Here is a 24679-nt window from a genome sequence, read left to right as displayed (position 1 = left end):
AGCATCAAATAGGCGCTTTGCGCACGGCCAGAATGCGCAAGCAGCTATCAAAATAATAGTAAATTCTACGCAGGCTTTGACACGCTTGCGGTTGTGTCGGTTGCAGCATCCGGCATGGCCACCGGCCGGGGCGGTTTCGGGCGCGGCGGCAAGCTGGTGTGAATCAGCATCGTGGCCTTTTCCATCTCGCCCCTGAGCAGCTCGGGCACCGCTTTCAGGCTGCGCGCGATGCAGTCCTCGATGGCGACGCGGTGTTCCTGCGAAGGCTTTTTCAGCACCCAGTTGATGACTTCGGCCTTGACCCCCGGGTGGCCCACGCCGATGCGCAGGCGCCAGTAGTCGGCCGAGCCGAGCTGCGCATGGATGTCGCGCAGGCCGTTGTGGCCGGCATGGCTGCCGCCGAGCTTGAGCTTGACCTGGCCGGGAACGATGTCGAGTTCGTCATGCGCGACCAGCACCTCGCCGGGTGAAATCTTGAAAAAGCGCGCCAGCGCCGCCACCGACTTGCCCGACAGGTTCATGAAGGTCAGCGGCTTGAGCAGCCAGACGGTCTGGCCGTTGACCGTGGTGCGGGCGACCTGGCCGTGGTAGTTCTTGTCCAGGCTGAGCGGCGCCTTCAGCTCTTGCGAGAGCGCGTCAATCCACCAGAAGCCGGCATTGTGGCGCGTGGCTTCATACTCGGGGCCTGGGTTGCCCAGGCCGACAAACAGCTTGATCATGGGGTGTGCAAAAAAGAAAGGGGAGGGCGGCAAAGGGTAGCAGAAGCTTCCCTGCATGAAAAAAGCCCTTAACCTCGCGGGAGGATAAGGGCTTTCGGGATCACTGCCCGAGAACTTGGGAATAGGCCTTTTCAGGCCGATGCCGCAAGCCGGGAATTACTTCTTGGCAGCAGGCTTGGCCGCAGCGGCTGCCGGTTTGGCTGCAGGCTTGGCGCCTGGCTTGCCCTTGGCTGCCTTGGGATCGACCACCACGGGAGCGGCTTCGACTTCTTCGACAATCGGCGTCACCGAGACCATGACCGGATTGACCTGGCCCTTGAGCGCAGCCTTGACGCCCTTTGGCAGGACGACGTCCTTGACGTGCAGCGATTTGCCCTTGGTCAGGCCGCCGAGGTCGACAGCGATGAAGTCGGGAATGTCGGCCGGGAAGCAGGAAACCGTCATCTCGGTCAGCACGTGGGTGACCAGGCAGTTTTCCGTCTTGACGGCTGGGGATTCTTCTTCGCCGCTGAAGTGAACAGGCACTTTCACGGTCATGCGGGTGCGGGCTTCGACGCGCTGGAAGTCGATGTGCTGGACTTGCTGCTTGTAGGGGTGCATTTGCAGGTCACGCAGCAGAACCTTGTGTTCCTTGCCGGCCAGTTCCATCTCCAGGATGGAGCCGTGGAAAGCTTCCTTCTTGATGGCGTGCCACAAGGCGTTGTGATCGATTTCGATCAGGATAGGTTCGGCGGTACCGCCATAAACAATACCGGGCGTGCGGCCGGTGATGCGGAGACGGCGGCTCGCACCCGTGCCCTGCTTTGCGCGCTCAAAAGCGACGAATTTCATAATCTTCTCCAAAATGGGCGGACCGCGACCAGTCTCACCCTGACTTCAAAAGACTGCCCAGTGCTGGAACCTTGCAAGGTCCTGTCGCTGCGCAGCCGGCTTTTTTGCTTCAGATCAGATCAGGCTGGTCTTGATCCGAGAACAAACTCATGACCGACTCTCCCTTGGCGATGCGCTGCATGGTTTCAGCGATCAGCGGTGCCACGGAGAGCTGGCGAATTTTTTTGCACGCCAGCGCGTTGGCGTTCAGCGGAATGGTGTTGGTGACCACGACTTCGTCGAGCGCGTCGCCCTGCGTGATGCGCTCGATGGCCGGCCCCGAGAAAATCGGGTGGGTGCAATAGGCATAGACCTTCTTGGCGCCGCGCTCCTTCAGCACTTCGGCCGCCTTGACCAGCGTGCCGGCGGTGTCGATCATGTCGTCCATGATCACGCAGTTGCGGCCTTCGATGTCGCCGATCACATGCATAACTTCGGACACATTGGCCTTGGGGCGGCGCTTGTCGATGATCGCCATGTCGCAGCCCAGCTGCTTGGCCAGCGCACGGGCGCGCACCACGCCGCCAACGTCGGGCGACACCACCATAAGGTCGGTGTAGTTTTTCTGCCGCAGGTCGCCCAGCAGCACCGGCGAGGCATAGATGTTGTCCACGGGAATGTCGAAGAAACCCTGGATCTGGTCGGCATGCAGGTCCATGGTCAGGACGCGGGTCACGCCGACGGCCTGCAGCATGTTGGCGACCACCTTGGCGGTGATGGGAACGCGCGCCGAACGCGGGCGGCGGTCCTGGCGGGCATAACCGAAGTAGGGGATCACGGCGGCGATCTGGTCGGCCGACGAGCGCTTGAGCGCGTCCACCATGATCAGCAGTTCCATCAGGTTGTCGTTGGTCGGCGAGCAGGTGGACTGCACCACGAACACGTCGCGGGCGCGGACGTTCTGCTGGATTTCGACGGTGACTTCACCATCTGAAAAACGTCCCACATGGGCAGTGCCCAGTGAGATGCCAAGGTTCTGGGCAATTTCTGCGGCCAGGCCAGGATTGGCATTGCCGGTGAAAACCATGAAGTCGGGGTGGTGCATTTGCGTATGAAGCCCAGCTGCGGAAGGACTTGAAAGTGGTGTGAAATATTTGTCGAAAAAATACGCACTGAAAGTAAAGTGCAACGCGGACTTGGCAGTGAATTCCGTTGCAGTCTTTCAAAACACACAGACCCGCCACTTGCGGGTCTGGAAGCGCCGCAATCATGCGGCGCTTGGATCACTCAGACCTGCGACTGGCAGGTCTGGAAATTTGGCAGGGGTGGAAGGATTCGAACCTGCGAATGCTGGAATCAAAATCCAGTGCCTTAACCAACTTGGCGACACCCCTACACAGGACAATTGTTGTTGCCAACAACCGACCTATAACCGTTGCTTGCTAATTGCATTCCAGGAAGCCGGTAGTTTACCAACCTGCCAGGGGATGCATCTCCAGATTTCTGCATTTGCGAGTCAGCCAGTCGCCAGGAGCGTCTGCCAAGTCGGCATCTTCAAAAATCTGTGCAAATACAGCACTTCCCGAGCCGGTCATGCGTCCTGAAAGCTGCTGCGATTCTAACCACTCAAGTGACTGGCCAATCTGCGGGCAAAGCTTTTGCGCTACCGGCTGCAAGTCGTTATGGCCAAATTTAAAAACCTGTCCATCAGCATATGCAGCAAAGCCTAGCATTGTAGCAGTCCCGGTGTCACGTTTTAGCCCCGGTGCATTGAAAATTTCTGGTGTCGACACGCCGGCAGGTGTTTTGACCACCAGAAACCGCGCCGATGGCAAGGCAATCGGCGTGATTTCCTCGCCAATTCCCTCGACCCAGGCATGGCCTCCCGAAAGGAAGAAAGGAACGTCCGCCCCCAGTGAAAGCGCCAATGCACGCAGGTCTTTTTCCGGCAGGCGGACCCCCCACAGGCGCTGCAGCGCGAGCAGGCAACTCGCCGCATCGGATGAGCCGCCGCCCATGCCGGCCTGGGACGGAATATTTTTTTCCAGACCGATGTGAACACCCAGCGGCGTGCCGCAGGCCGCCTGCAAGGCGCGGGCGGCGCGCACCGCCAGGTCTTCGGCCGGGAGCGCTTCGGAATTGGTGCCGTCGGCGCTTTTCAGGTCAGTGCGGCTGATTTTTCCGTCGGTGCGCAGTTCGAAATGCAGCGTGTCGCACCAGTCGATCAGCATGAACACCGACTGCAGCAAATGGTAGCCGTCGGGCCGGCGGCCGGTGATGTGCAGGAACACGTTGAGCTTGGCCGGCGCCGGCACGTCATACAGGGCCTTGAGGGGCCGCGAGGAAACAGGAAAGCGGTTCACGCTGGAAACCTTCAAAAGAGGGAGGCTGTCGGGCGGGCAGGGCCTTACTGGTCGAGCACGACGCGAAGGTCGGCCTGGGGCATGGGCTGCATCCGCGTGGCGGCGATGCGCCCTTCGCCGTGCCGTGAAAGATCGGCTGACCAGCCACTGGCCGTCGCGTTGTCGCCCTGCAGCCAGGCGAACAGCGCAGACAGCGGAACGGCCGCGCCCGTGGCCTGCGCCATCAGGGCATCGACGGAGTCAAAGCGCTGGATGTTGCGGTTGCCCGAATCCAGTTCTGCTTCGCCGGGCGCCCAGCGCAGCACGCCGAGCACATTGCCCAACGGGCTGATCAGTGTCAGTTCACCGCGCTCCGACCGGCCCTTGAGTTCAAAGCCGGCCGAGAAAGACTGCTCGGGCTCGCTTTTGATATTCAAACTCATGCGCCCTGTCCACAACTCATTTTTTACGACTTTTATGCCGTTTCCGCTTACAGGACGGGCGCAGCCAGCTATTAAAAGAGTAGCAAAAAGAAATCCGTGAAGAAGCAGGGCGCGCAGCCGGTGGGTGAAGTGCAAGGCGGTTCCCGGTTTATGGCGTCACCTTGAGGCGTTTGAGCGTCTCAAGCAGGGTTTCGTTGTCAGCGTTGATGAGCTGGCCTTCTTTCCAGATGGCCAGGGCGCGGTCCCGCTGTCCCAGGCTCCAGAGCACTTCGCCGAAGTGGGCGGCAATTTCAGCGTCGGGCCTGGCCTTGTAGGCGGCCTCGAAAATTTGCACCGCTTCCAGCGTGTTTCCCATGCGGAATTCAACCCATCCCAGGCTGTCTCTGATGAAGGGGTCGCTTGGTGCGAACTCGATCGCCTTGCGGATCAGGTCGCGGGCTTCGGGAAGCCGGACATTGCGATCGGCCAGTGAATAACCGAGCGCGTTGTAGGCATGGTGGTAGTCGGGCTTGAGCTGGATCACCTGGCGCAGCAGCCGCTCCATTTCGTCGAGCAAACCGAGCTTTTCGGCGACCATCGACTGCTCGTACAGCAGGTCGGTGTCTTCGGGCGTTTTGGCCAGCGCCTGCGCCAGAAGCTCATGCGCCTGGCGGTACTGCTTGAACTCGCGCAGCAGGCCGACTTCGGCGTTGAGTTTGAGTCGCGCTTCCTCGGGCGTTCGTTCGGGCAGCGCGCGGATCAGGCGGCGGCCCTCATCGATCTTGCCCTGGCTGGCCAGGATCGAGGCGCGGCGGGTTTGCGCCTGCGTCAGGTCGGCGGAGTTTTCAATCTTGCCGAGCCAGCTTTCGGCCGCCGCATAGTCCTTGCGCTTTTCGGACAGCTGCGACAGCGACAGATAGGCCTGCGCCAGTCCGGGGTTGCGCTCGGCCTGCGGCGTCTGTCCGGCCAGCGCCACATAGCGTTCCAGCGAAGCCTGGGCGGCAGCCAGCTGGTTGTCCTGCAACTGCAGCGATCCCAGCACCAGCCAGCCTTCGGGGTAGTCGGGCTTCTCGCGCGTCAGGATCTGCAACTGCGCCGTGGCTTCGGCATAGCGCTGGGCATCGAGCAGCACGCGGGCATACGCCATGCGGATTTCAGGCTGCGCTGTGGACGGGTTTTGGCCATCGGCCAGGTAATTTGTGATCAGCATTTCTGCTTCGGGCTGCTTCGGATCGATCAGTTCGAGCGCCACCACCACCGGGCCTTCGGCGCGCGGATCGGCTGCCTGGCCGCGCTGGGCAGCCTCGAAGGCGCCTGGCCTGTCGTCCGCGGCCAGCCGCATCCGTCCGACTGTGGTCCAGGCTGCGCTGGCCGTGGCGGGATTGGCCAGGGAGTCGGCCAGAGCCGTTTCGACCACGCTGGCCGCCAGCTTGCGGTCGCTGGCGCGGGCATAAGCGCGCGGCATGGCCGCCAGCACGGCCAGGCGTTCGGCATCTGGCGCCATCCTGAGCTCGGTTTTCAGGGGCTCGACGGTGTCGGCAATTCGGTTCAGCGCGATCAGGATCTGCAGGACGTAGCGGTTGGCGTCGCGGGACGCGGGCAGTTGCTGCTTCCACGCCAGCGCGGCCTGCAAGGCCGCATCGCCGGATCGGGCCTGCAGGGCAATGTCGGTGGCCCGCTGGTAAAGCTGGGCATCGCCGGTTTTTCGGGCCGCGTCCAGCAGCAGGGCAAAGCCCGAGGCCGCTTCACCCTCCTGCGCCGTCATCTCTCCGACCAGCACCTGGTAAAACAACTCGCCGTCCAGCGGAGACACGGTCGCCGCTGCTTGCGCCGCCCTGGCCTCGGAAAGGCCAGAAACTGCGGCGGGTCTGACGGGCGCCGGGGTCTCGGGCATCGTGGCCTGCGCCAGCACCAGCGGAGCAGCAAGGCATAGGCAGGCAAAGGCAAGGCCGGGTTTTTTCTTCATCGGCCCATGATAATTGAAGGCTTGTGCCGGTGCTTTGCGCTGGTCATGCACGCAGGCATTGAAGTTGCCTCCTCTTGTGCCAGGCTTTGCAAGCCCCATGTTTTCCCCGAAGAGTTTTAAACCCATGCCTGAACTGCCCGAAGTTGAAGTCACCCGCCTGAGCTTTGCCGACCGCATTGCGGGCGCCCGCATCGAAGGCGTGGTGGTCGGCAAGCCCCTGCGCTGGCCGCTGGGCTGCGAGGCGGCGCAGTTGCACGGCCAGCAGGTGCTGGCGGTGCGCCGCCGTGGCAAGTATTTGCTGCTCGACCTGAGCGACGGCCTGCTGCTGATGCACCTGGGCATGTCGGGCAGCGTCAGCTTTGGCGCCAACCTGCCGCTAGCCGGCAAGCATGACCACTTTGACCTGGTGACCAGCCTGGGCACCTTGCGGCTGCACGATCCGAGGCGCTTCGGGGCCGTGGTCCATGCGGCGGGCGAAGCGCATCCTGCGGCGCAAAAGCTGCTGGGCCGGCTGGGCGTCGAGCCGCTGAGCGAGGCGTTTGACGCGCTGGTGTTTCATCAGTGGCTCCACGCGCGCCATACCGCCATCAAGCCGCTGTTGCTCGCGGGCCAGGCGGTGGTCGGCGTCGGCAACATCTATGCATCCGAGGCCTTGTTCCTGGCCGGCATCCGCCCCACCACCCGGGCATCGCAAATCAGCAAGCCGCGCGCTGCCCGGCTGCACCACGCGATCCAGACGGTGCTGACGGATGCGGTGGCCAAGGGCGGCAGCACGCTCAGGGATTTTTCCAATGCCGCTGGCGAGGCGGGCCATTTTCAGCTTGAAGCCATGGTCTACGACCGCGCCGGCTTGCCATGCAGGGTCTGCGCCGCGCCGATCAAGGGCATTCGGCAGGGCCAGCGCTCGACCTTTTATTGCGCCACCTGCCAGAAACCCTGAGGGTTTCAACGCGGCCGGCCGGGGGCCGGTGCTATATTGTCCTAACCACTTTTATGACCACAGCGCATGTCTTTCAACGAACAATTTGACCAGCATGGCGCTTGGCGGCGCGAATTCGCCTTGCGCCTCAAACTGCTGGCCCAGTGGATGAAAGAGCAGCGCCTGCTCAACGCGGCGGCTGAGGACCGCATGCTCAGGCTGCAGGCGCAGGTGCGCTCGGGCAAGGTCATGGTGGCGTTCGTGGCGGAGTTCTCGCGCGGAAAGTCCGAGCTGATCAATGCCATTTTCTTTGCCGGGTATGGCCGGCGCATCATGCCGGCAAGCGCCGGGCGGACCACCATGTGCCCGACCGAACTGGGCTATGACCCCGACATTGCGCCTTGCCTGCGCCTCTTGCCCATCGAAACGCGGCTGCAGCCGCAGGCCCTGGTCGAGTGGCGCCTCGTGCCCGAAAAATGGCTTCAGATCGATCTGGAGGTGGACAACCCCGCCCAGCTGGCGGATGCGCTCCAGAAGGTCGCCGAAGTGCAGCATGTGTCGTTGGAGCAGGCCCGCGCCCTTGGTTTCTGGAATGACGGCAGCCTTGATGAAGATCCGCCGGTGGCGGCCGATGGCCGGGTCGAGGTGCCGAAATGGCGCCATGCGCTGATCAATATCGCGCATCCGCTGCTCAGGCAGGGGCTTGTGATCCTCGACACGCCAGGGCTGAACGCCATCGGTGCGGAGCCTGAACTGACGGTCGGCCTGATTCCGCAGGCGCATGCCGTCGTCTTCATCCTGGCGGCCGACACGGGCGTGACCCGGTCCGACCTGTCCATCTGGCGGGAGCATCTGGTCAGCGGCGCAACAGGCAGCGAGAACCGGCTCGTTGTGCTCAACAAGATCGACACCTTGTGGGATGCGCTGAGCACGCCCGAACAGGTCCAGGCGCAGATTGACCGGCAAACCGCAAGCTCGGCCGAAATCCTGGGCTTGCAGCGCTCGCAGGTCTTTGCCGTATCGGCGCAAAAGGGGCTGGTGGCCAAGGTCACGCACGACGACGCGCTGTTGCAGGCCAGCCAGTTGCCGGCGCTTGAAGCGGCGCTGGCGAAGGGCTTGATGGGCCAGCGGCAGAAAATCCTCCGCGCGGCCGCCGCCGCCGGCATTCAGGAACTCAAAAGCGAGGCCGAACGCGTATTGAACATGCGCCGTCGCGACCAGACCGAACAGATGCTGGAACTGCGCGGCCTGCGGGGAAAAAACAGCACGGTCATCCAGCACATGCGCAAGCGGATCGAGCACGAGCAGGCCGAGTTTTCAGGCAGCAGTGCCAGGGTGCATGCGGTCCGTTCGGTGCATAACACCTTGCTGGGCGATGTCGTCCATTTGCTGGGCATGCCAACGCTCAGGGCCGAACTGGCCGGGTTGACCGCTGCGCTCAAGCAGCCCGGCATCAAGCTGCGCCTGAAAAGAACCTATGGAGAAACGTTTTCGAGCTTGCGCGACGTGTTGCACCAGGCGCAAACGATCACGGCCGAAATACAGGTGATGCTGGATTCGGCCTTTCGGCAGATCAACGCGGAATTCGGTTTTTCGCTGCAGGCGGGGCGGGCGCCGGAGATGGCGCAATATGCCCAGGACCTCGAACTGATCGAGCACAGCCACCTGCAATACCTGGGTCTGGGCAATGTGCTCCGGCTTGCGCAGGCCGGGTTTTCCGAGCGGCTGGTGCGTGCGTTGAGCAGCCGCCTGCGCATGGTTTTTGAGTCTGCCCTGGGTGAAGTGGAGCAGTGGAACCAGTCAGCGTCCGCGCAACTCGATGCGCAAATGCGCGAACGGCGCCAGGGTTTTTCCAGGCGGCTCGAAGCCATCGATCGCATCGAGCAGGCTGCGGCGACGCTGGATGAGCGAATTGCCGAACTGGAGGAGCAGGAACTCCGGCTTCGAGCGCTGGACGTCCGACTCGGCGACTTGACCTTGCCGCTGCTTCTTGATGTTGAGTCTTCGCCTTTTGCTTTCCAGGCCCTCCAGGGCCAGGCGATTGGTGCAGGTGGCGCCGCCCTGGCTGAATTGGCTTGATGCGCAGTAAATCAGATTCCGGCGGCTTGCCTCAAGCAGGCCATCTCCCGGAGACTGGCTCTTTTGTCCCATCTTCGTTCGCGAAAGAAATCGTGCATTGGCAGCAAAGCCATGGACGCAACAGCCTGCCATGGCAGAACACGCGCGATCCCTACCGGGTCTGGCTGTCGGAAATCATGCTGCAGCAGACCCAGGTGGCGACGGTCCTGGCGTATTACGAACGGTTTGTGCAGCGCTTTCCCAATGTGGGTGATCTGGCTGCTGCTTCCGAGGACGAGGTGATGTCCTTGTGGAGCGGGCTGGGTTATTACAGCCGCGCGCGCAACCTGCATCGCTGCGCGCAGGATGTGATGGCGCTGCACTGCGGGCAGTTTCCAGCCTCCGCCGAGCAGCTTCAAACCCTGCAGGGCATAGGCCGCTCGACCGCCGCCGCCATCGCTTCGTTCTGCTTCGGAGAACGGGTCGCCATTCTGGACGGCAACGTCAAGCGGGTGCTCACGCGGGTGCTTGGGTTTGCCGGTGACCTGGCGCAAGGCGCCCAGGAGCGCGCGCTCTGGAGCCTGGCCACCGACTTGCTGCCGCATGACGACCTGGCGCAGGCCATGCCGCGCTACACCCAGGGGCTGATGGACCTGGGCGCCACCATTTGCACCGGCCGGCAGCCGAAGTGCCTGTTGTGTCCGGTGAAGGCGCTGTGCCGTGGACGGGCGCAAGGCAATCCCGAGAAATACCCGGTCAAGACCCGCAAGCTCAAGCGCAGCGCCCAGTCGATCAGCCTGCTGTGGGCGCAACGGCCCGACGGTTCGGTGTGGCTGGAAAAACGTCCTGCCACCGGCATCTGGAGCGGGTTGTATTGCCTGCCGGTGTTTGAAAGCGATGACGCGTTCAGGTCGCTTCTGCCTCAAAGCCTTGAGGGCCGTATCGAGGCACTGCCGGCCTTTGTCCACGTCCTGACGCACAAGGATCTGTATTTGTCGCCGTGGATTGCAGGCTTCCAGGCCGACCAGCCCATGCCCGAGGCTATGGTGTCTGAAACCCGTCCGGCCGCCTGGTTCAGTCCCGAGGCATGGCCGGCGCTGGGTTTGCCCGCGCCCATCCGCAAGCTACTGGCGCAGGATGCCTCCGATCCATCGGATTCGTTTTAACCAAAAAGCAATTTTTTAGGCATCAAATAGGCCTATTACGCAAGACTGGTATGTGTAAACAGCTATGAATTAAGTAGCAAAAAACAGGCAGATTCCGTAAGGCAAGGGCAGGGCGTATTTCGTGCCCGTGTCGAGCCGGGCCAATCAGCCCGCTTCAAGCTCGCGGTGCCGTTTCAGCGTCGGCCAATCCTTGCCAAAGGCCGCTGCCAGCGCTTCCACCAGGTAAACCGAACGATGCTGGCCGCCCGTGCAGCCCACCGCTACCGTGACGTAGCTCCGGTGGTCGCGCACCAGGGCCTGCAGCCAGTGGCTGAGGAATTGCTCGATATGCCGGAACATGTCGTCCACCTCCGAATGCGTCTTCAAAAAGTCGGCCACTGGCTGGTCGAGCCCGGTCTGTTGCCGCAGCCCTGGCTCGTAATGGGGGTTGGGAAGCATGCGGACGTCAAACACGTAATCGGCATCGAGCGGCACACCGCGCTTGAAGGCGAACGACTCGAACACCAGCGTCAGCTGACGGCCCGGATGCTGAAGAAGCGATTTCACGTAGCCCTGCAACTGGGCCGACCGGATCATGCTGGTGTCGATCACATGTGCCTGCTCACGCATCTCACCCAGCAGATTGCGTTCCAGTTCGATGGCATCGACCAGCGCCCGGTGCTGGTCGGTGGCGTCGATTCTCGACAGCGGATGGAGTCGCCTGGTTTCTGAAAATCGCCGCACCAGCGTGTCGGTGTTGGCATCAAGGAAGAGCGACTGCACTTGCACGCCCTGGGCCTTCAATTCCCTCAGTTGCTGCGGCACCAGCGGCAGCGACGTGGCGCTCCTGACGTCCATGGCGATGGCGAGTTTCGGCGCGTTGTGCGGCCGCTTCAAGGCGACAAAAGGCGAAAGCAGTTCCGGCGGAAGGTTGTCCACGCAGTAATAACCGGCATCCTCCAGCGCATGCAGCGCGACCGACTTGCCGGAGCCCGACATGCCGGTGATAAGAATCATTTCCATCGCGTCAACCTTTCGGCTCGTGACAAGCGCCGTTCAGTCCTTGGGCGGTCAGGGCGGCAGGGTGAATTCGCGTAATTCAGAAGACAGGTATTCATACCTGCGATGGTATCAAGCAGGTTAGCCAAATCGCCTTTTCAGGGCGATTGCCCCAGCATTTCAGCGGCATGCGCAAGCGTGGTGTCCGAAAGGCGTTCCCCGCCCAGCATTCGCGCAATTTCGGTCACGCGCAACGTGCCGGTCACGTGCTCGACGGTGCTCAGCGTGGTGCCCTGTTCCGAACGTTTGGACACCACGAGGTGCTGGTGGGCAAAAGCGGCGACCTGCGGCAAATGCGTAACCGCCATCACCTGCCGGTCCTGGCCGAGTTGCCGCATCAGCCGGCCAACGGTTTCAGCGACCGCACCGCCCACCCCGGAATCGACTTCGTCGAAAACAAGGGTCTGGGCCTGCCCCAATTGGCTGGTGGTGACGGCAATGGCCAGCGCGATGCGCGACAACTCGCCGCCCGATGCCACCTTGGCCACCGGCCTGGGGGTGCTGCCGCTGTGGCCGGCGACCCGAAATTCGGCCTGCTCCAGCCCGTGCTGCGCTGGCTGTTCAGCCGGTGCAAGCACCACTTCAAACCTGCCGCCCTGCATGCCCAGGCCTTGCATGGCCTGGGTAATGGCCTTGGCCAGCAAGGGCGCCGCCTGGCTTCGCAGATGCGACACCTGGCTGGCCTCTTTCAGGTACTCGGCCTTGGCCTGGTTTTCTTTTCTTTCTAGCTGCGCCAGGTCAGCAGCCTCGTCGAGTGCGCGCAATTCAGACTTCCACGATGCCAGCATTTCGGGCAGTTCGGCAGGCGCCCGCTTGTAACGGCGCGCCAGGCTGATCCATTGGGCCAGGCGTTCGTCCAGTTCGGCCAGCCGTTGCGGCTCCAGTTCGGCATCCCGGGCATAGGCACGCAAGGAATGCACGGCGTCGTCCATTTGCGCCAGCGACGTGTTCAGGATGTCGGCAAGTTCCTTGAATTCCGGCTCGATATGGGCCTGGTTCTCCAATGCATGAATGGCACGGCTCAGCAGCGTCAGGGCATTGTCATCGGCCTCCCGCAAGGCATCGACCGCTGTTTGCACGGCATCGCGCAAGTCCTGGATGTTCGACAGCCGCCCATGCTGGGTGTTGAGTTCTTCCCATTCATGCTCGCCAGGCGCCAGTTTGCCCAGTTCCCCGATCTGCCATGCCAGCCGTTCGCGGTCACGCTCCAGGCTCTGCTGGGCATCTTTCGCCTGCGCGAGGATTTTTTGCGCCATACGCCATTCCTGCCAGCGCAACGAGAGCAGGTCGGTCGAAACCCCTGCATACGAGTCCAGCAGGCCGCGAACGGCGTCTGGGCGCGTGAGGCTTTGCCAGGCATGCTGGCCATGGATGTCCACCAGCTGGCTGCCGATGTCCTTGAGCTGCGTGACGGTGACCGCGCTGCCATTGATCCATGCCCGGCTCTTGCCCTGCGCGTCCACTGTTCGGCGCAGCAGCAGGGTGTCGCCGGACTCCAGGCCGGCTTGCTCCAGCCATGGCGCCAGCCGGGCAGGGCTGTCGAATTCGGCGCTGATCTCGCAGCGCGCGGCGCCCTCGCGCACCACGCCTGCGTCGGAACGTGCGCCCAGCACCAGTTGCAGGGCGCCCACCAGGATCGACTTGCCGGCGCCGGTTTCTCCCGTCAAGGCCGTGAATCCGTCCATCAGGTCAAGATTGAGTTCGCGCACGATCACGAAATCCCGCAGGGCAATGCTTTTAAGGCTCATGTCTCGGTGCAGATCAATGGAGGGGCAGCGCTCAGGCCACGACGCCTTCGTTCCAGTGAAGCTTCTTGCGCAGCGTGTCGAAGTAGCTCCAGCCCTTGGGATGCAAAAAGCGCATCTGGAACTCCGAACGCCTGACGATGATCCGGTCGCCATGCAGCAAGCTGGCCAGCGACTGCATGTCAAAGCTGGCACTTGCATCCCGGCCTGCTACCAGTTCAATAGCAACCTCTCCAGTGTCTGAAAGCACGATAGGCCGATTTGACAAGGTATGCGGGGCAATCGGCACCAGCACCCAGCCGCCAATCGAAGGGTGCAGCAACGGGCCGCCCGCTGAAAGCGCGTAGGCCGTGGAGCCGGTGGGCGACGCAATGATCAGGCCGTCGGCCCGCTGGTTGGCCACAAATCGGCCATCGACTTCAACGCGCAGCTCGACCATGCCGGAGGTCGCGCCACGGTTGACCACAACGTCGTTCATCGCCGTGGCGCTGAAAACGCAGCGGCCGTCTCGCATGACCTTGGCTTCCATCATCCAGCGCCGGTCTTCCTCGAATTCTCCGCGCAGCATCGGCGTCAGGGTGTTTTGATAGTCTTCAAAGGCAATGTCGGTGATGAAGCCCAGCCGTCCCTGGTTGATGCCGACCACGGGCACGCCAAACTGCGCCAGCAGGCGCCCGATGCCGAGCATGGTGCCGTCGCCACCCACCACCAGGGCCAGGTCGCACTGCGCGCCGATTCCGGCCGCGTCGAGTGTCGGGAACTGGTTCAGTCCGGTATTGCGCGCCGTGTCTTCCTCCAGCGCCACGTCGCAACCCTGCGAGCCCAGGAAATGCGCAATGTCCTCCAGCGCAGAGCGGGAGCCTTGGGCCTGGTATTTGCCGATCAGTGCGACATGGCGGAATTGCGACTTCATCGTCAAATTACATCACAACCCGCCGATCAAGCTTCGTAGAATGTCCTCATGCTTGATAGTCGCGCCCGTTTGTTGTTGAAAGCGCTGGTTGAGCGCTATATTGCCGACGGCCAGCCGGTCGGTTCGCGCACGCTTTCCAAGGCTTCCGGCCTGGAGTTGTCGCCCGCCACGATCCGCAACGTGATGAGCGACCTGGAGGATCTCGGCCTGATCGTCAGCCCGCATACGTCTGCCGGACGCATTCCGACGGCGCGAGGTTACCGCCTGTTTGTCGACACCATGCTGACCACCCAGCGCGACCCGCTGACGGTGGCCGGCCAGATGGCACGCATTGCGCCGGACCAGCCGCTCAAGGTCATCAGCAACGCGGCGCACATGTTGTCGAGTCTGTCGCAGTTTGTCGGCGTGGTGATGGCGCCGCGCCGGACGTCGGTGTTCCGGCATATCGAGTTCTTGCGCCTGTCTGAAAAGCGCTTTCTGGTGATCATCGTGTCGCCCGACGGCGATGTGCAGAACCGCGTCATCTTCACCGAAACCGACTACACCGCCTCGCAATTGATCGAAGCGTCGAATTTTCTCAATTCGCACTATGCCGGCATGGCGATTGAGGAAGTCCGTGAGCGGCTGAAAAATGAAGTGGAAGCGCTCAGGGGAGAAATTGCTTCCCTGATGCGGGAAGCGGTCGTGGTCAGTTCCGAAGCCATCGAGTCGCGCGACGAAGTGGTCGTTTCAGGCGAGCGCAACCTGCTGGCGGTGAGCGATTTTTCTGGCGACTTGGGCAACCTTCGAAAGCTGTTCGATCTGTTCGAGCAGAAGGCGCAACTGATGCGCCTGCTCGACGTTTCCAGCCGGGCCGAAGGTGTACGAATCTACATAGGCGGCGAAAGCCAGGTGATTCCGTACCAGGAACTGTCGGTGGTCACAGCACCTTACGAGGTCGATGGCCAGGTCGTCGGAACGCTGGGAGTGATTGGCCCGATGCGCATGCCCTACGAAAAGATGATCCAGATTGTCGACATCACGTCCAAGCTGGTCAGCACGGCGCTCAGCCACAGCAAATAGAGCCACTACAATCTGCTGGTGGAAGGGGCGTTAGCTCAGTTGGTTAGAGCAGAGGACTCATAATCCTTTGGTCCACGGTTCAAGTCCGTGACGCCCTACCATGCCAGATATGGAAAGCCTGCTATCAATAAGATAGTGGGCTTTTTTGTTTCTCATGCGATGTAAGGGCGGATGTAAGACGATTTCAGGAGTCGAGCCCGGCAGCAGGCGAAGGAAAACCCGAACGCGGCGGGCTTTGAATCGCTTGATTGTTTTTCAATGACGGCGGCAACGTGAGTTTTAAACCCTTGCACAAACCTTGCGGTTCGGCGCGGCCTTCGTGCGTACCTTGCGCCCGGCCCGGTTCGGCTTTATCAGCCAGGGTGCAGCGGTGAACGCGCTTTGATTGGTTGATTGTTTTTCAATGCCCGGCTGGGCACTTTTGGGCACTGTGCCTTATTTCGCCTTTTTTAAACCCGTCGCAACTTGAATTGCTTTGATTGTTTTCAAAATTCAAACCGCGCCAGACAGGCGGCCAATCTCTGGTTTTCTGAGGTTTGTTTAACCCTGATTTGAGTTCACAGCCTCAGTATTTTTCACTTGTTTACTGCGCGTTTCCGCGCTGCAACCCTAGTTTGCCCTAGCAGTCCAAGGTTAGGTTTTGTTAGGTTGCAACGTGAGTTTTCCCTAGCAGTCCAACATCGGGTTTTCTCAGGTCGTGGCCTTGCCATGCGGCCCGTGGTGCAGCGCCAGCGCCGAATTAATACCAGCGTACCGCGGCTGGCCCTTGCGCTGGCCGTGCGCTCTGTTTGCCCGCTGTTACCAGCAAAATCCAGACATAAAAAAGACCCGCACGCGGCGGGCTTAAGTTTTTTTGCTCAGGTGCGTCCCTCAATCGACCGGTACGCTGGGCATACTATTGCCCGGCAATTAGGTCATAGTACCGGCCAGCGTTATCTTGACACGCGCCCTGGGCACTCATGCCTTGCACTGCGAATTCGCAGCGCAGTACCTTGCCAGTTTCAGAGTTAAGCAGGCCCCGGCCCATCGTAGCGCTAGAGGTGCCTTGCATGGTAACGAATCTACGACCTGCAAAGCCCGATGAAAAAGTTGACCCGTTGTTTAACAGGTAAGTTCCGTTGTATTTGATGCCGTCAATCGAGACAGTCATAGATTTGGCAATCGCGTCATATGTCCCTTGATGCACCTTGCCCTCTTCAAGCAGCTTCAGCGAGCCACCACAGCCAGCAAGGGCTGTAACCGTCAATAGCATAAAAAGTGATTTCATCCATTCCCCTTTATTCAAACGTTGGTCAACATAGACGACATGAGCCTATAGAAGAACCCCGGTCCTGTCACTTTTTCGCTCGTTTGTATCAGCACCGTTTCCCCTTGCTCGAGGCCGAATAAATCAGGCATTGGCATCCCCCCGAAATCACCGAACCTTCTCCCCCCTATATGGGGGGAGGAGAATTTCGGTTACGGAATCCACCGAAAACGGTGAAAACGGTGAACTTCGGTTATTCAGTTCAGCCACAGCCACCCCTCGTTTAAACCCATCACGCCACGCGAAACCAGCCCGGTAATGGCCTCTCTGGTGCGGGTAGCTCTGCGGTCTGTCTGGCACGTCAGACGGCCAGCCCCAGCAATCACAGCGGCCTCAAGCTCGATACAGCGCACCAGCGGCGGGGCACCGGGCTTGCCGGTCAAGCCGTCCTTGAACATCGGGCGCAAGGCATCCAACACCAGCCGCTGATTACCACCCTGGGGCAGCTTCACGGCTCGCACGTCTTGGGCGGCGGTATCTCGCACCACCACGCATGAAGTGATGGCGTCCCCATAGTCATCCGTCCCCAGCGTCTCAATTTGCAGCTTGAACGGTTGCGCGTCCCCGTCTTGCCCGTCCTTGGACTTGGCAACCTTCCACTCCCGGCGCTCGCCATCGCGTGAGACTTCCACGGCAGCATCAAGCGCGGCGAATAGCGAACTGTGACCCCGTAGCCCTTTGGTTGCGTCTTTGCCCGTGTGATGCACCAGCACCACCAGCCCATTGATAAGGCTTTGCAGCAGCTTGGCGGCGCTCAGGATTTCGCCCATATCTTTTGAACTGTTTTCGTCAGCAGTCGGGGCGGCCCGGTTCAGCGTGTCGAGAAACACCACCGCGCCAGCAGGCACCACGGCGGCCAGGTCTGCCACGTCTTGCGGCTCTGTCAGCTTGAACGACTGCAACACCATCGCCAGGCCATCGGGCAGGGCGCGGCCCGTGTGCGCTTCCCATGCAGCCACGCGCAACTTGAAACCGCCTTCACCCTCAAGGGCGGCATACACCACGGGCGCGGCTTCCACGCGGCAATCAAACCAGCGGCGGCCCTCTGCAATCGCGGAGGCCATATCCAGCGCCAGGAACGATTTACCGCTGGCGCTTGGGCCATAGAGCCCGGCCAGCCCCACGGCAGGCAGCACGCCACGCACGCGCCAGGCAAGGGCGGGCAGGTTGCGCAGGTCATCAGCCCCCAGCAGCTTGTAACGCGGTTCCGGCCGGGGCGGCTCTGTTGCTGATTCCAGCAGCACGGCCAGGGCTTCACCCCCGTCACGCTGCATCAGGTCGTTCACGTCGCTGTTTTGCGGCCAGCCGGGCGGAAGGGTCACGACAAGGGCGTTTACCTCTTTGGCTATCGCTTGGGCCTGTTCCTCCTTACCTACATCGGGCACCAGCACCAGCCGGGCGGATGCGTCACGCGCTCGCAGTTCGGCGGCCACAGCACGCATACGGCCCGAACCGAAACACACCACACCAGCGGCACCGGTTGCTTGCCAGCAGCTCCAGGCCGCGCCGATACCTTCCACGAGGTAGGCCACGCTACCGGGCAGCAGTTCGCCCACGGTGAAAGAGCCTTGCACCGGGCAGCCCGGCAGGTTCAATTTACCGGGCTTGCCTTTTGCCTTCAGTCGGGCGGCCACGTCAGGCGGCGCGATAAGTTGCAGGCTCGATATGGAGCCATCGGCGCGGATGACTGGCACCACCAGCCCCCCGGCCATCGGCTCGCCACCGATACGCAGGCCATCGCCAGCAGGCAGCACGCGCAAGCCGTCTAAGGGCACGCCAGCGGCCTTTTTTGCCACGATGTAGGGATGCTGTGCTGTTGCGGCTTCGCAGCGGCCCCACACATCGGCGGCGCTCATGCCTGGGGCTGGCTGGCGCGGCGGCGCTACCGGGCGTGTTTGTGCTGGCGCTTGTCGCTGGGGCTTGCCTTCACCCATGCGCCAGCCGTTTTCAGCTGCCAGCTTGAACAGGGTTCCGGCCCCTACACCCTTGCCCGGCTTGAAACTTCGCCAAGTATCACGGGCGGCGGCAGCGTCGTAATTCCCGGCCCCGGCGCTCCAGTCGTTGAAGGCGTCGAAGTCAATCCCGGCAGCATGGGCGGCCATGCCAGCCTTCACCCAGTCATCACGCGGCAAGTCGGCAGGAATCGAGTAAAGCGCATCATGGGCGCGGTCAAGGTCGTTAAGCATGGGCAGCACTCCCACGCTTTTCCATCCATGCGTAAATCTTGCGGCGGTCGGCAATGGTCAGGTTGTAAACACCAGGGCGGCAGGCGCAGCCGTCCCGGTCAATAAAACGGATGCGCTCGCAGGGCACCTCAAGCCCACGGCGGCGCAGCTCTGCCACCAGCTCCGGCCCGTTGGAGCATCCCGCGATATGGTCAAGCTCCTCACGCGATACGGGGCGGCGCAGCAGCACGGCCAGGGCGCGCAACTGGCGCGGGTTGTCGGTTCCGGTAAACTTGCGCTTGCTTGGGGCGCTCGATTCTGCTTTTGTGGTTTCGGGCGTTTTCATTTGGCACTCCCGAAAAATTGCAGCAGTAGAAAACCCAGCGTTGCACCGGCAGGCAGGCAGCAGACGTAAGGCAGGACGCGCCACGCCAGCGCATAAAGACGGGCGGTCATTCTTCATCCCCCTCGAACGTGGGGATGTTGGCAATGCCGATTTGCAGCACGTCCACCACAGCACCAGCGAAGCCACCGGCAGCAGCATCAAACGGTTCCAACTGGGACAGGGCATAGAGCTTGTCGTGAATGGCGCGGAATGCTTCGCGCTGGGGCTCGCCACGCACGGCCAGCAGTTCATTAATCAGGTCGTTGCCCATCGCAGCACCGGCACGCTCTGAAGTGAATTTGTCCTCTTGTTCGGCGGCCAGCGCCAGCAAGGTATTGCCCAATTCCGCCAAGCCAATCGGGCCAATAGGCAGCAAAACGGCTTTGCCGTCATCGTCGGTTGCGGTCAGGGCGTCGTCATTGAAGGCCAGGGTGAAGCCGTCAGGATGGCTGTAAACGGTGCGGCTCATGCTGGCACCCCCAGCACGCGGCGCAGTTCAGAGACAGGCCAGGCAAGGCGGCCATTGATGCGAAGTGGCCGAATAGGCCCGTTCTCATGGCAGGCCCAGCCTCTCAAGGTCTGTTGCTGGCGGGTGAAGTAGTAGGCCGCGGCGGCGGTGTCTACGTTGGGTTTAGTGACAAGTTCCAACGGCGGGAACTGTTGTGGGGCTTGATGCGTTGCCATGTTTTCGCTTTCGCGTTTGTTGAACATGGTTGAATTGCGACGGCGGGGTAACTTGCGCCTGATTACCCCCGTCGAATTTCACTCTCAAACCCCGGCCAAAGTGGGGCGTTAACCCCGGCCAATATGCTGATTTGCCCCGGTCAATCGGCGTTCGGGTCTCCTATCGAATGTAGGTTGTAAACCTTCGGAAAATGGCTTTTCAGTAGTCGCCATGCTGTCGTGTCGTTTAAGGGCTTGCTCTTTTTTTGCCTGGGGTCTGCCAGCCACAGCATGACCTCATACGGACAAAATAACGGCTCTGCACTATGTCTACCACCTTGCCCGGTGTACTTGCGTGCGGCTTTCAATTTGGGGCTGTCGTTCAGATTGACAAACCATGTCATGCTCATGCCGGTGAAGCTACCAAAGGCATTAATCAACCCTTGTCGGGTTGCCATCATGTCGAAGGCGATTTCATCGGCCACCACTGGCGCGGGGCTGGGTGTCGTGGCTTGGGACTCTTGCGCGGGTTCGGCGTCAGGCAGCCGATAAGGAAACGGCGCACCAATCAAATCAAGCCAAGCGTTCATATCCCTGCTAAATACATGGTCCAACAGTTCGGACATATGGCTTCCTCGTTTCATGATGCCGCCTGCATACAGGTCACGCAGCACCAGCACGCCAGCGGTTGCATCCTTGACGGCTTGGGCCATGAGTCGGTCGCGCTGGGAACTGTGCCACTCCAAAACACGCGCTATTTCGTCGATTGCTTCCGATAGCCTCCAAACCCTTTGCCCGTGCATCACTCGCGGCCACGGGAAAGACTCGGAATCGCTGGCGGGACTTGAAGCCTCGTCCTTGGGCTCTGATAACCAGCGCCATGTAAACCGTCGTTCGGTTGCCCATTGGTTGACATCATCCGGCGTTGTCAGGGAGTCAAAACCGTAGGTCGTCTTTGGCGGGCTTGTGGGCGCGTATTGGTCGTGCCCGCCTGGGCTTCGCACCGTCAATGCACCATCAAACGCAGCTTGTCCCATGTCATCGCGTAGCTTTTCTGTGCGGTATTCATTGAGCCCCAATTGAAGGGCTATCGCTTGGGCGGCCTCATGTATGTCGAAGCAATTTGCAGCGCGTCTATTCGCTAATTGTTCAGCATAGGCTTGATTGAGTTCTTCATTGGTCATTGGCACCCCCTTCAAGGCGTCACTTCATTAAAAAGCCCCTGCCTGTCGGTGAAGGTTCCGACTTTTCGCCAGCGGTAATTAAGCGCAGGCTAGGCAGGGGCAAAAACTGTATTACGCGGCTTGCACCACGCGAAGCGCACCGGGCGCGGCCAGGGCGTCAAACTTCACCCCGGCCTGCTCCAGAATCCACGCTTCAATTTTTTCGTGATGCACGCGCAGCAGGTCAAGCGGGCGCACGGTGTAATGCTTTTCAGCCGTCGCGCTGGGCTTGTGTCCCATCACTTGCGCCACCACGCCAGCGGGCACCTCAAGCCACTCTGTCAGGCTCTTGAACGAACGGCGCAACCCATGAAGCGTCAGGCCGTCAATTCCGGCCACGGTGCAGGCGATTGAATGGGGTTTATGGGGCTTGCTCATGGCACCAGCAGCACCCGAAAAGACAAACTCATTACGGCGGGGCAGGGCGGCCAGCAGGTGCGAGACATAAGGCGTCAACGGAATCACCCGCTCGCCTTCCACCTTGTCGCGGATGGTCAAGCCCTTCCATTTGTTGTTTATGTCGTCCCAGCGCAGCCCCAGCACTTCGCCCGGCCTTGCGCCAGTCAGCAGCAGGGTTTGCAGGTAAGCGGCTGTTACCGGGTTGCCGATACGTTGCACGGCGTCAAACCAGACGGTCAACTGTTCCCGCATCAAGGCATCCTGTTTAACGCCAGCCTTGCCCAATGCTTCGCGGCTTCGCGTTGTCTTGGCTGGGTTCTTTGCGGGCAGCAGGTCAGCATAGGCGGGCTGTTCTGAGCACCAGCCTAGAAACACCTTCAGGCAGCGCCACGCCAGCCGGGCGGCACTTGCGCGTGTCTTGGCTTCATGGGCGGCCCATGCTTCGATTGTGGGGGCGACAAGGTCGCGCAAGGGCAGCGCCATCAAGGGGTAAAGCGGCCCGGCAATGGTCACGCCACGGCCACGGGTTCCACGGTTTGCAGGCAAGCCCCCGGCCTTTGCCAAACGGATATGGTCGGCATAGTGCAAAGCCCCCCAATGCGGGCGGCGTTCGGTCAGATACACGGCCCATACTTCGCCCGTGGTCAGGGCATGGGCGGCGGCTTGGACTTGCGCGGCAGCGGCGGCGCTCTGCTTTTCAGCTTGTGCGGCCAGGGCGTCACGCTTCAAACCTCTGGGGTCGTGGCCTTCATCTATCAGGCGTTGCAGTTCGCGGGCTTTGGCTTGCGCGTCGGGGATGCTCCAGGCGGCAGGGCTTCCAATGGTCAGACGAACGTCTTTACCCTGATACACGCTCTGGAACACATAAGCAGGTTTTCCGGCAGGGGTAGCACGCAAGCCCAGCCCCGGCGCGGTCACGTCCCACAGAAAAGCCTGTTTCTTGTCGGGAGGGCACTTGAACCCAGCAACCCGGCCAGCGGTGAATGCAATCTTTGCCATGTTTGATTCCCTTGCCCGTCTTACATCGCCAGGATGTAAGGGCGGATGTAAGACTATTTGCCGAATATTGACCTATTTCAATCAACACTCAAACCGGATAACTGTCCAGTAAAGCGGCGTAAGTTGTTGATTTGTATTGATTATATCTACATCTATCAACATAGACAAATATGGATTAGGTGGGACTCATAATCCTTTGGTCCACGGTTCAAGTCCGTGACGCCCTACCACGCTAGATATGGAAAATTCGAGCCTTCCGAACAGGCTTTTGGCACGTCAGCGCTTGCGGTGCATTGATCTGGCGATCTGCGCGGCCCTCACTTCCTGAAGCATGGCAAGTCAACGCGATTGAGGGATTATTGGGTTGTGCGACCACCGCCAATCAGGCCGCAATAATCGACCATGGATCCAAACACTGCCGCATTCAAAATTCCAGAGTCGGTCCTGGTCATCATTTACACGGCGCGGCTCGATGTGCTGCTGATCGAACGCGCTGACCATCCAGGTTTCTGGCAGAGCGTTACCGGTTCAAAAGACACGCCAGACGAGTCGTTGCTGGAAACGGCGCGGCGTGAGGTTGAAGAAGAAACCGGAATTGTTGCCACGCCGGCCCAAATGCGCGACTGGTGCATTTCGAACGTTTACGACATCTATCCGGCTTGGCGCCATCGCTATGCGCCCGGCGTGACACGCAATACCGAGCATGTCTTCGGCCTGTGCGTGCCTGAACGCTATGCAGTCAGGCTCAGTCCTCGGGAACATACGGCTTCGCAATGGCTGGCGCATCAGAAGGCTGCGGAAAAATGCTTTTCCCCCTCCAATGCCGAGGCGATCTTGTTGTTGCCAAGGTTCATGGATTCAGTCGATTGAATGGCTGTGGCCGCGTCGGTAAATTCCCAAACCGTTAACGTTGCTGGTAACCCCCGGGCTTCTGGGTTCCAATGGTCTGATGTCAATCGATTTGCTGCTCCCTCAGGGATTTGAAGATTTGTCCACAACTTCGTTCATCGACTGATGACCTATTCCACCAAACCCGAAACACTTCAACTGCTTCAAGGTGGTCAGGCATTGTTTCCCGCGCTTATCCAGGCCTTCGACGGTGCTGCCAAATGGATACAGCTTGAAACCTATATTTTTGATTTTCATGGGTCCGGGGCTGTTGTGGCCGATGCCCTGGTCCGGGCGGCCCAACGTGGTGTGACGGTTCAGGTGTTGGTGGATGCGGTCGGTACCGGGCCATTGCCCGCTGATTGGCAGCAAAAGTTTTCCAGTTCAGGTGTTCAGTGGTGTGCGTATTCGCCTGTGGGATCAAGCTTTGGATTTCTGGTGCCCGAGCGCTGGCGCAGGCTGCACCGCAAGCTGTGCGTGGTGGACGAGCGGATTGTTTTTTGCGGCGGCATCAACGTGCTGGACGATTTTTACGACCCAAACCATGGAAAACTGGAGGCGCCGCGCTTTGATTTTGCAGTGACCCTGACCGGACCCTTGGCGGCCGAGGCCACCGATGCCATGGCCCTGTTGTGGTGGCGGGTGCAGGCAGGCTACAGCGCACGGCAAAGGCATTTGAATGAAGCCTGGGAGAAATTCAAGGCGGCAGGTTACGGTGGCCGGACTGATGCAAAGTTGCTGGCACAGCCTGTGGATTCCGGCCTCTCCGGCCTGGCGGGCAGTTCACGCCCCAAGGCAGCGCTGGTGCTGCGCGACAACCTGCGAAACCGCCACAGCATCGAAAGAGCCTATCGCAAGGCCATTGGCAAGGCGCGCCAGGAGGTCATCATTGCCAATGCTTATTTTTTGCCCGGCGGCAAGTTGCGCCGCGCCCTGATGAAGACCGCCAGGCGCGGTGTGCATGTGACCTTGCTGCTACAGGGCAAGTATGAATACTTCATGCAATACCATGCCGCCCGGCCGGTGTATGGCGCCCTGTTGGCCGCAGGTGTCGAGATTCACGAATACTCCACCAGCTTTCTGCATGCCAAAGTGGCGGTGGTTGACGGACACTGGGCGACTGTCGGTTCGTCCAACCTTGACCCGCTGAGCCTTCTGCTGGCCCGCGAAGCCAACGTGGTGATCGAGGACCGTGCCTTTGCCGGCGAACTCAGCGCCTGCCTGCGTGATGCGGTCGCGCACCACGGAGTGCGCATAGACCCTGCCGTGTACAGCCGGCGTCCTCTGGGCCGGCGTATCCAGGGCTGGATGGCTTATGCCTTGATGCGGCTGGCCTTGATGCTGACGGGCCAGCGCTATTGAAATAAAAAAACCAGTGACCCGCCTGACCAGCGTTGCAAACGCTATTTGCTATTTAATTCATAGCTATTAACGCTTATCAGTAAAGCGCGGAGGCCTAAAAAGCTTATTGTTTTGCATTCAAGACATGTT

General features: G+C 60.8%; 22 protein-coding genes and 3 tRNA genes. 8 read left to right on the top strand and 17 right to left on the bottom strand.

Annotated features, from left to right (window positions below):
• Positions 1-65: 65 nt before the first annotated feature.
• The 7 genes from pth to EC86_RS0111950 all read right to left on the bottom strand — a co-directional run bounded on the left by pth (position 66) and on the right by EC86_RS0111950 (position 6259).
• Entirely contained in the window at positions 66-719 is a 654-nt protein-coding gene (gene pth, locus EC86_RS0111980; protein ID WP_036772150.1) for an aminoacyl-tRNA hydrolase, read from the bottom strand.
• A 156-nt stretch (positions 720-875) separates the two neighbouring features.
• Positions 876-1550, bottom strand: coding sequence for a 50S ribosomal protein L25/general stress protein Ctc (locus EC86_RS0111975; RefSeq protein WP_029525861.1), 675 nt, complete (start codon positions 1548-1550; stop codon positions 876-878).
• Positions 1551-1659: 109 nt separating this feature from the next.
• Entirely contained in the window at positions 1660-2634 is a 975-nt protein-coding gene (locus tag EC86_RS0111970) for a ribose-phosphate pyrophosphokinase (protein ID WP_029525860.1), read from the bottom strand.
• Positions 2635-2846: 212 nt separating this feature from the next.
• Positions 2847-2923, bottom strand: a tRNA-Gln gene (locus EC86_RS0111965).
• 75 nt (positions 2924-2998) lie between these two features.
• On the bottom strand, positions 2999-3892 hold the full coding sequence (gene ispE / locus EC86_RS0111960; RefSeq protein ID WP_029525859.1) for a 4-(cytidine 5'-diphospho)-2-C-methyl-D-erythritol kinase: 894 nt from the start codon (positions 3890-3892) through the stop codon (positions 2999-3001).
• Between the two features lie 44 nt (positions 3893-3936).
• A complete protein-coding gene (locus EC86_RS0111955) occupies positions 3937-4314 on the bottom strand; it encodes an outer membrane lipoprotein LolB (protein ID WP_232229873.1) in 378 nt (125 codons plus the stop codon).
• Between the two features lie 148 nt (positions 4315-4462).
• On the bottom strand, positions 4463-6259 hold the full coding sequence (locus tag EC86_RS0111950; protein WP_029525857.1) for a tetratricopeptide repeat protein: 1797 nt from the start codon (positions 6257-6259) through the stop codon (positions 4463-4465).
• A gap of 124 nt (positions 6260-6383) precedes the next feature.
• Between EC86_RS0111950 and mutM the strand changes: the two genes are divergently transcribed.
• From mutM to mutY, 3 genes are all read left to right on the top strand, one after another.
• Positions 6384-7199: a bifunctional DNA-formamidopyrimidine glycosylase/DNA-(apurinic or apyrimidinic site) lyase gene (gene mutM, locus EC86_RS0111945; RefSeq protein WP_029525856.1), complete on the top strand. Its 816-nt coding sequence runs from the start codon at positions 6384-6386 to the stop codon at positions 7197-7199.
• Between the two features lie 66 nt (positions 7200-7265).
• Positions 7266-9257: a dynamin family protein gene (locus tag EC86_RS0111940; RefSeq protein ID WP_029525855.1), complete on the top strand. Its 1992-nt coding sequence runs from the start codon at positions 7266-7268 to the stop codon at positions 9255-9257.
• Positions 9257-10402: an A/G-specific adenine glycosylase gene (gene mutY, locus EC86_RS0111935; RefSeq protein WP_084181299.1), complete on the top strand. Its 1146-nt coding sequence runs from the start codon at positions 9257-9259 to the stop codon at positions 10400-10402. The genes EC86_RS0111940 and mutY overlap by 1 nt, the downstream gene beginning before the upstream one ends.
• Before the next feature lie 144 nt (positions 10403-10546).
• On the opposite strand, the gene rapZ is transcribed toward mutY, so the two are convergent.
• The 3 genes from rapZ to EC86_RS0111920 form a co-directional block, all read right to left on the bottom strand.
• The gene (rapZ, locus tag EC86_RS0111930; protein WP_029525853.1) at positions 10547-11404 is read right to left on the bottom strand and encodes an RNase adapter RapZ; all 858 of its coding nucleotides are present in this window, start codon (positions 11402-11404) and stop codon (positions 10547-10549) included.
• A 134-nt stretch (positions 11405-11538) separates the two neighbouring features.
• Positions 11539-13188, bottom strand: a complete 1650-nt coding sequence (recN, locus tag EC86_RS0111925) for a DNA repair protein RecN (protein ID WP_029525852.1) — start codon at positions 13186-13188, stop codon at positions 11539-11541.
• 31 nt (positions 13189-13219) lie between these two features.
• Complete coding sequence (locus tag EC86_RS0111920; protein ID WP_029525851.1) at positions 13220-14098, bottom strand: NAD kinase; 879 nt, start codon at positions 14096-14098, stop codon at positions 13220-13222.
• A gap of 48 nt (positions 14099-14146) precedes the next feature.
• On the opposite strand from EC86_RS0111920, the gene hrcA reads away from it, so the two are divergent.
• Positions 14147-15160, top strand: coding sequence for a heat-inducible transcriptional repressor HrcA (hrcA, locus tag EC86_RS0111915; protein WP_029525850.1), 1014 nt, complete (start codon positions 14147-14149; stop codon positions 15158-15160).
• Between the two features lie 24 nt (positions 15161-15184).
• Positions 15185-15261, top strand: a tRNA-Ile gene (locus tag EC86_RS0111910).
• Between the two features lie 794 nt (positions 15262-16055).
• Here EC86_RS0111910 and EC86_RS0111905 read toward each other — a convergent pair.
• From EC86_RS0111905 to EC86_RS0111870, 7 genes are all read right to left on the bottom strand, one after another.
• A complete protein-coding gene (locus tag EC86_RS0111905) occupies positions 16056-16427 on the bottom strand; it encodes a hypothetical protein (RefSeq protein ID WP_156955306.1) in 372 nt (123 codons plus the stop codon).
• A 236-nt stretch (positions 16428-16663) separates the two neighbouring features.
• The gene (locus EC86_RS0111895) at positions 16664-18652 is read right to left on the bottom strand and encodes an AAA family ATPase (protein ID WP_029525848.1); all 1989 of its coding nucleotides are present in this window, start codon (positions 18650-18652) and stop codon (positions 16664-16666) included.
• A complete protein-coding gene (locus EC86_RS0111890) occupies positions 18645-18977 on the bottom strand; it encodes a hypothetical protein (protein ID WP_029525847.1) in 333 nt (110 codons plus the stop codon). Before EC86_RS0111890 ends, EC86_RS0111895 begins: the two co-directional genes overlap by 8 nt.
• A 106-nt stretch (positions 18978-19083) precedes the next feature.
• On the bottom strand, positions 19084-19485 hold the full coding sequence (locus EC86_RS0111880; RefSeq protein ID WP_029525846.1) for a hypothetical protein: 402 nt from the start codon (positions 19483-19485) through the stop codon (positions 19084-19086).
• Positions 19482-19727, bottom strand: coding sequence for a hypothetical protein (locus tag EC86_RS27770; RefSeq protein WP_084181297.1), 246 nt, complete (start codon positions 19725-19727; stop codon positions 19482-19484). The genes EC86_RS0111880 and EC86_RS27770 overlap by 4 nt, the downstream gene beginning before the upstream one ends.
• A 113-nt stretch (positions 19728-19840) precedes the next feature.
• The gene (locus EC86_RS0111875) at positions 19841-20863 is read right to left on the bottom strand and encodes a hypothetical protein (RefSeq protein ID WP_029525845.1); all 1023 of its coding nucleotides are present in this window, start codon (positions 20861-20863) and stop codon (positions 19841-19843) included.
• 111 nt (positions 20864-20974) lie between these two features.
• Positions 20975-22300: a tyrosine-type recombinase/integrase gene (locus tag EC86_RS0111870; RefSeq protein WP_029525844.1), complete on the bottom strand. Its 1326-nt coding sequence runs from the start codon at positions 22298-22300 to the stop codon at positions 20975-20977.
• A gap of 112 nt (positions 22301-22412) precedes the next feature.
• Here EC86_RS0111870 and EC86_RS28810 point away from each other — a divergent pair.
• The 3 genes from EC86_RS28810 to clsB all read left to right on the top strand — a co-directional run bounded on the left by EC86_RS28810 (position 22413) and on the right by clsB (position 24550).
• Positions 22413-22530: transfer RNA gene (locus tag EC86_RS28810), tRNA-OTHER, on the top strand.
• 172 nt (positions 22531-22702) lie between these two features.
• Positions 22703-23170 (top strand): dihydroneopterin triphosphate diphosphatase, encoded by a 468-nt coding sequence (nudB, locus tag EC86_RS0111865; protein ID WP_029525843.1) that lies wholly within the window; start codon positions 22703-22705, stop codon positions 23168-23170.
• Positions 23171-23314: 144 nt separating this feature from the next.
• A complete protein-coding gene (gene clsB / locus EC86_RS0111860; protein ID WP_029525842.1) occupies positions 23315-24550 on the top strand; it encodes a cardiolipin synthase ClsB in 1236 nt (411 codons plus the stop codon).
• The last annotated feature ends 129 nt before the right edge of the window (positions 24551-24679 follow it).

Origin of the sequence: Polaromonas glacialis, assembly GCF_000709345.1 — a bacterium.
Lineage (GTDB): Bacteria > Pseudomonadota > Gammaproteobacteria > Burkholderiales > Burkholderiaceae_C > Polaromonas > Polaromonas glacialis.
This window is presented reverse-complemented; position numbering and strand designations above follow the sequence as displayed.

Coding starts and splice junctions, on each gene's coding strand:
- EC86_RS0111895 (WP_029525848.1), bottom strand. CDS start 18,652: ATGCTTAACGACCTTGACCGCGCCCATGATGCGCTTTACTCGATTCCT.
- EC86_RS0111875 (WP_029525845.1), bottom strand. CDS start 20,863: ATGACCAATGAAGAACTCAATCAAGCCTATGCTGAACAATTAGCGAAT.
- EC86_RS0111950 (WP_029525857.1), bottom strand. CDS start 6,259: ATGAAGAAAAAACCCGGCCTTGCCTTTGCCTGCCTATGCCTTGCTGCT.
- pth (WP_036772150.1), bottom strand. CDS start 719: ATGATCAAGCTGTTTGTCGGCCTGGGCAACCCAGGCCCCGAGTATGAA.
- EC86_RS0111870 (WP_029525844.1), bottom strand. CDS start 22,300: ATGGCAAAGATTGCATTCACCGCTGGCCGGGTTGCTGGGTTCAAGTGC.
- EC86_RS0111940 (WP_029525855.1), top strand. CDS start 7,266: ATGTCTTTCAACGAACAATTTGACCAGCATGGCGCTTGGCGGCGCGAA.
- mutM (WP_029525856.1), top strand. CDS start 6,384: ATGCCTGAACTGCCCGAAGTTGAAGTCACCCGCCTGAGCTTTGCCGAC.
- EC86_RS0111890 (WP_029525847.1), bottom strand. CDS start 18,977: ATGAAAACGCCCGAAACCACAAAAGCAGAATCGAGCGCCCCAAGCAAG.
- clsB (WP_029525842.1), top strand. CDS start 23,315: ATGACCTATTCCACCAAACCCGAAACACTTCAACTGCTTCAAGGTGGT.
- hrcA (WP_029525850.1), top strand. CDS start 14,147: ATGCTTGATAGTCGCGCCCGTTTGTTGTTGAAAGCGCTGGTTGAGCGC.
- EC86_RS0111955 (WP_232229873.1), bottom strand. CDS start 4,314: ATGAGTTTGAATATCAAAAGCGAGCCCGAGCAGTCTTTCTCGGCCGGC.
- EC86_RS0111905 (WP_156955306.1), bottom strand. CDS start 16,427: ATGAAATCACTTTTTATGCTATTGACGGTTACAGCCCTTGCTGGCTGT.
- EC86_RS27770 (WP_084181297.1), bottom strand. CDS start 19,727: ATGTTCAACAAACGCGAAAGCGAAAACATGGCAACGCATCAAGCCCCA.
- EC86_RS0111880 (WP_029525846.1), bottom strand. CDS start 19,485: ATGAGCCGCACCGTTTACAGCCATCCTGACGGCTTCACCCTGGCCTTC.
- mutY (WP_084181299.1), top strand. CDS start 9,257: ATGCGCAGTAAATCAGATTCCGGCGGCTTGCCTCAAGCAGGCCATCTC.
- rapZ (WP_029525853.1), bottom strand. CDS start 11,404: ATGGAAATGATTCTTATCACCGGCATGTCGGGCTCCGGCAAGTCGGTC.
- recN (WP_029525852.1), bottom strand. CDS start 13,188: ATGAGCCTTAAAAGCATTGCCCTGCGGGATTTCGTGATCGTGCGCGAA.
- nudB (WP_029525843.1), top strand. CDS start 22,703: ATGGATCCAAACACTGCCGCATTCAAAATTCCAGAGTCGGTCCTGGTC.
- EC86_RS0111975 (WP_029525861.1), bottom strand. CDS start 1,550: ATGAAATTCGTCGCTTTTGAGCGCGCAAAGCAGGGCACGGGTGCGAGC.
- EC86_RS0111970 (WP_029525860.1), bottom strand. CDS start 2,634: ATGCACCACCCCGACTTCATGGTTTTCACCGGCAATGCCAATCCTGGC.
- EC86_RS0111920 (WP_029525851.1), bottom strand. CDS start 14,098: ATGAAGTCGCAATTCCGCCATGTCGCACTGATCGGCAAATACCAGGCC.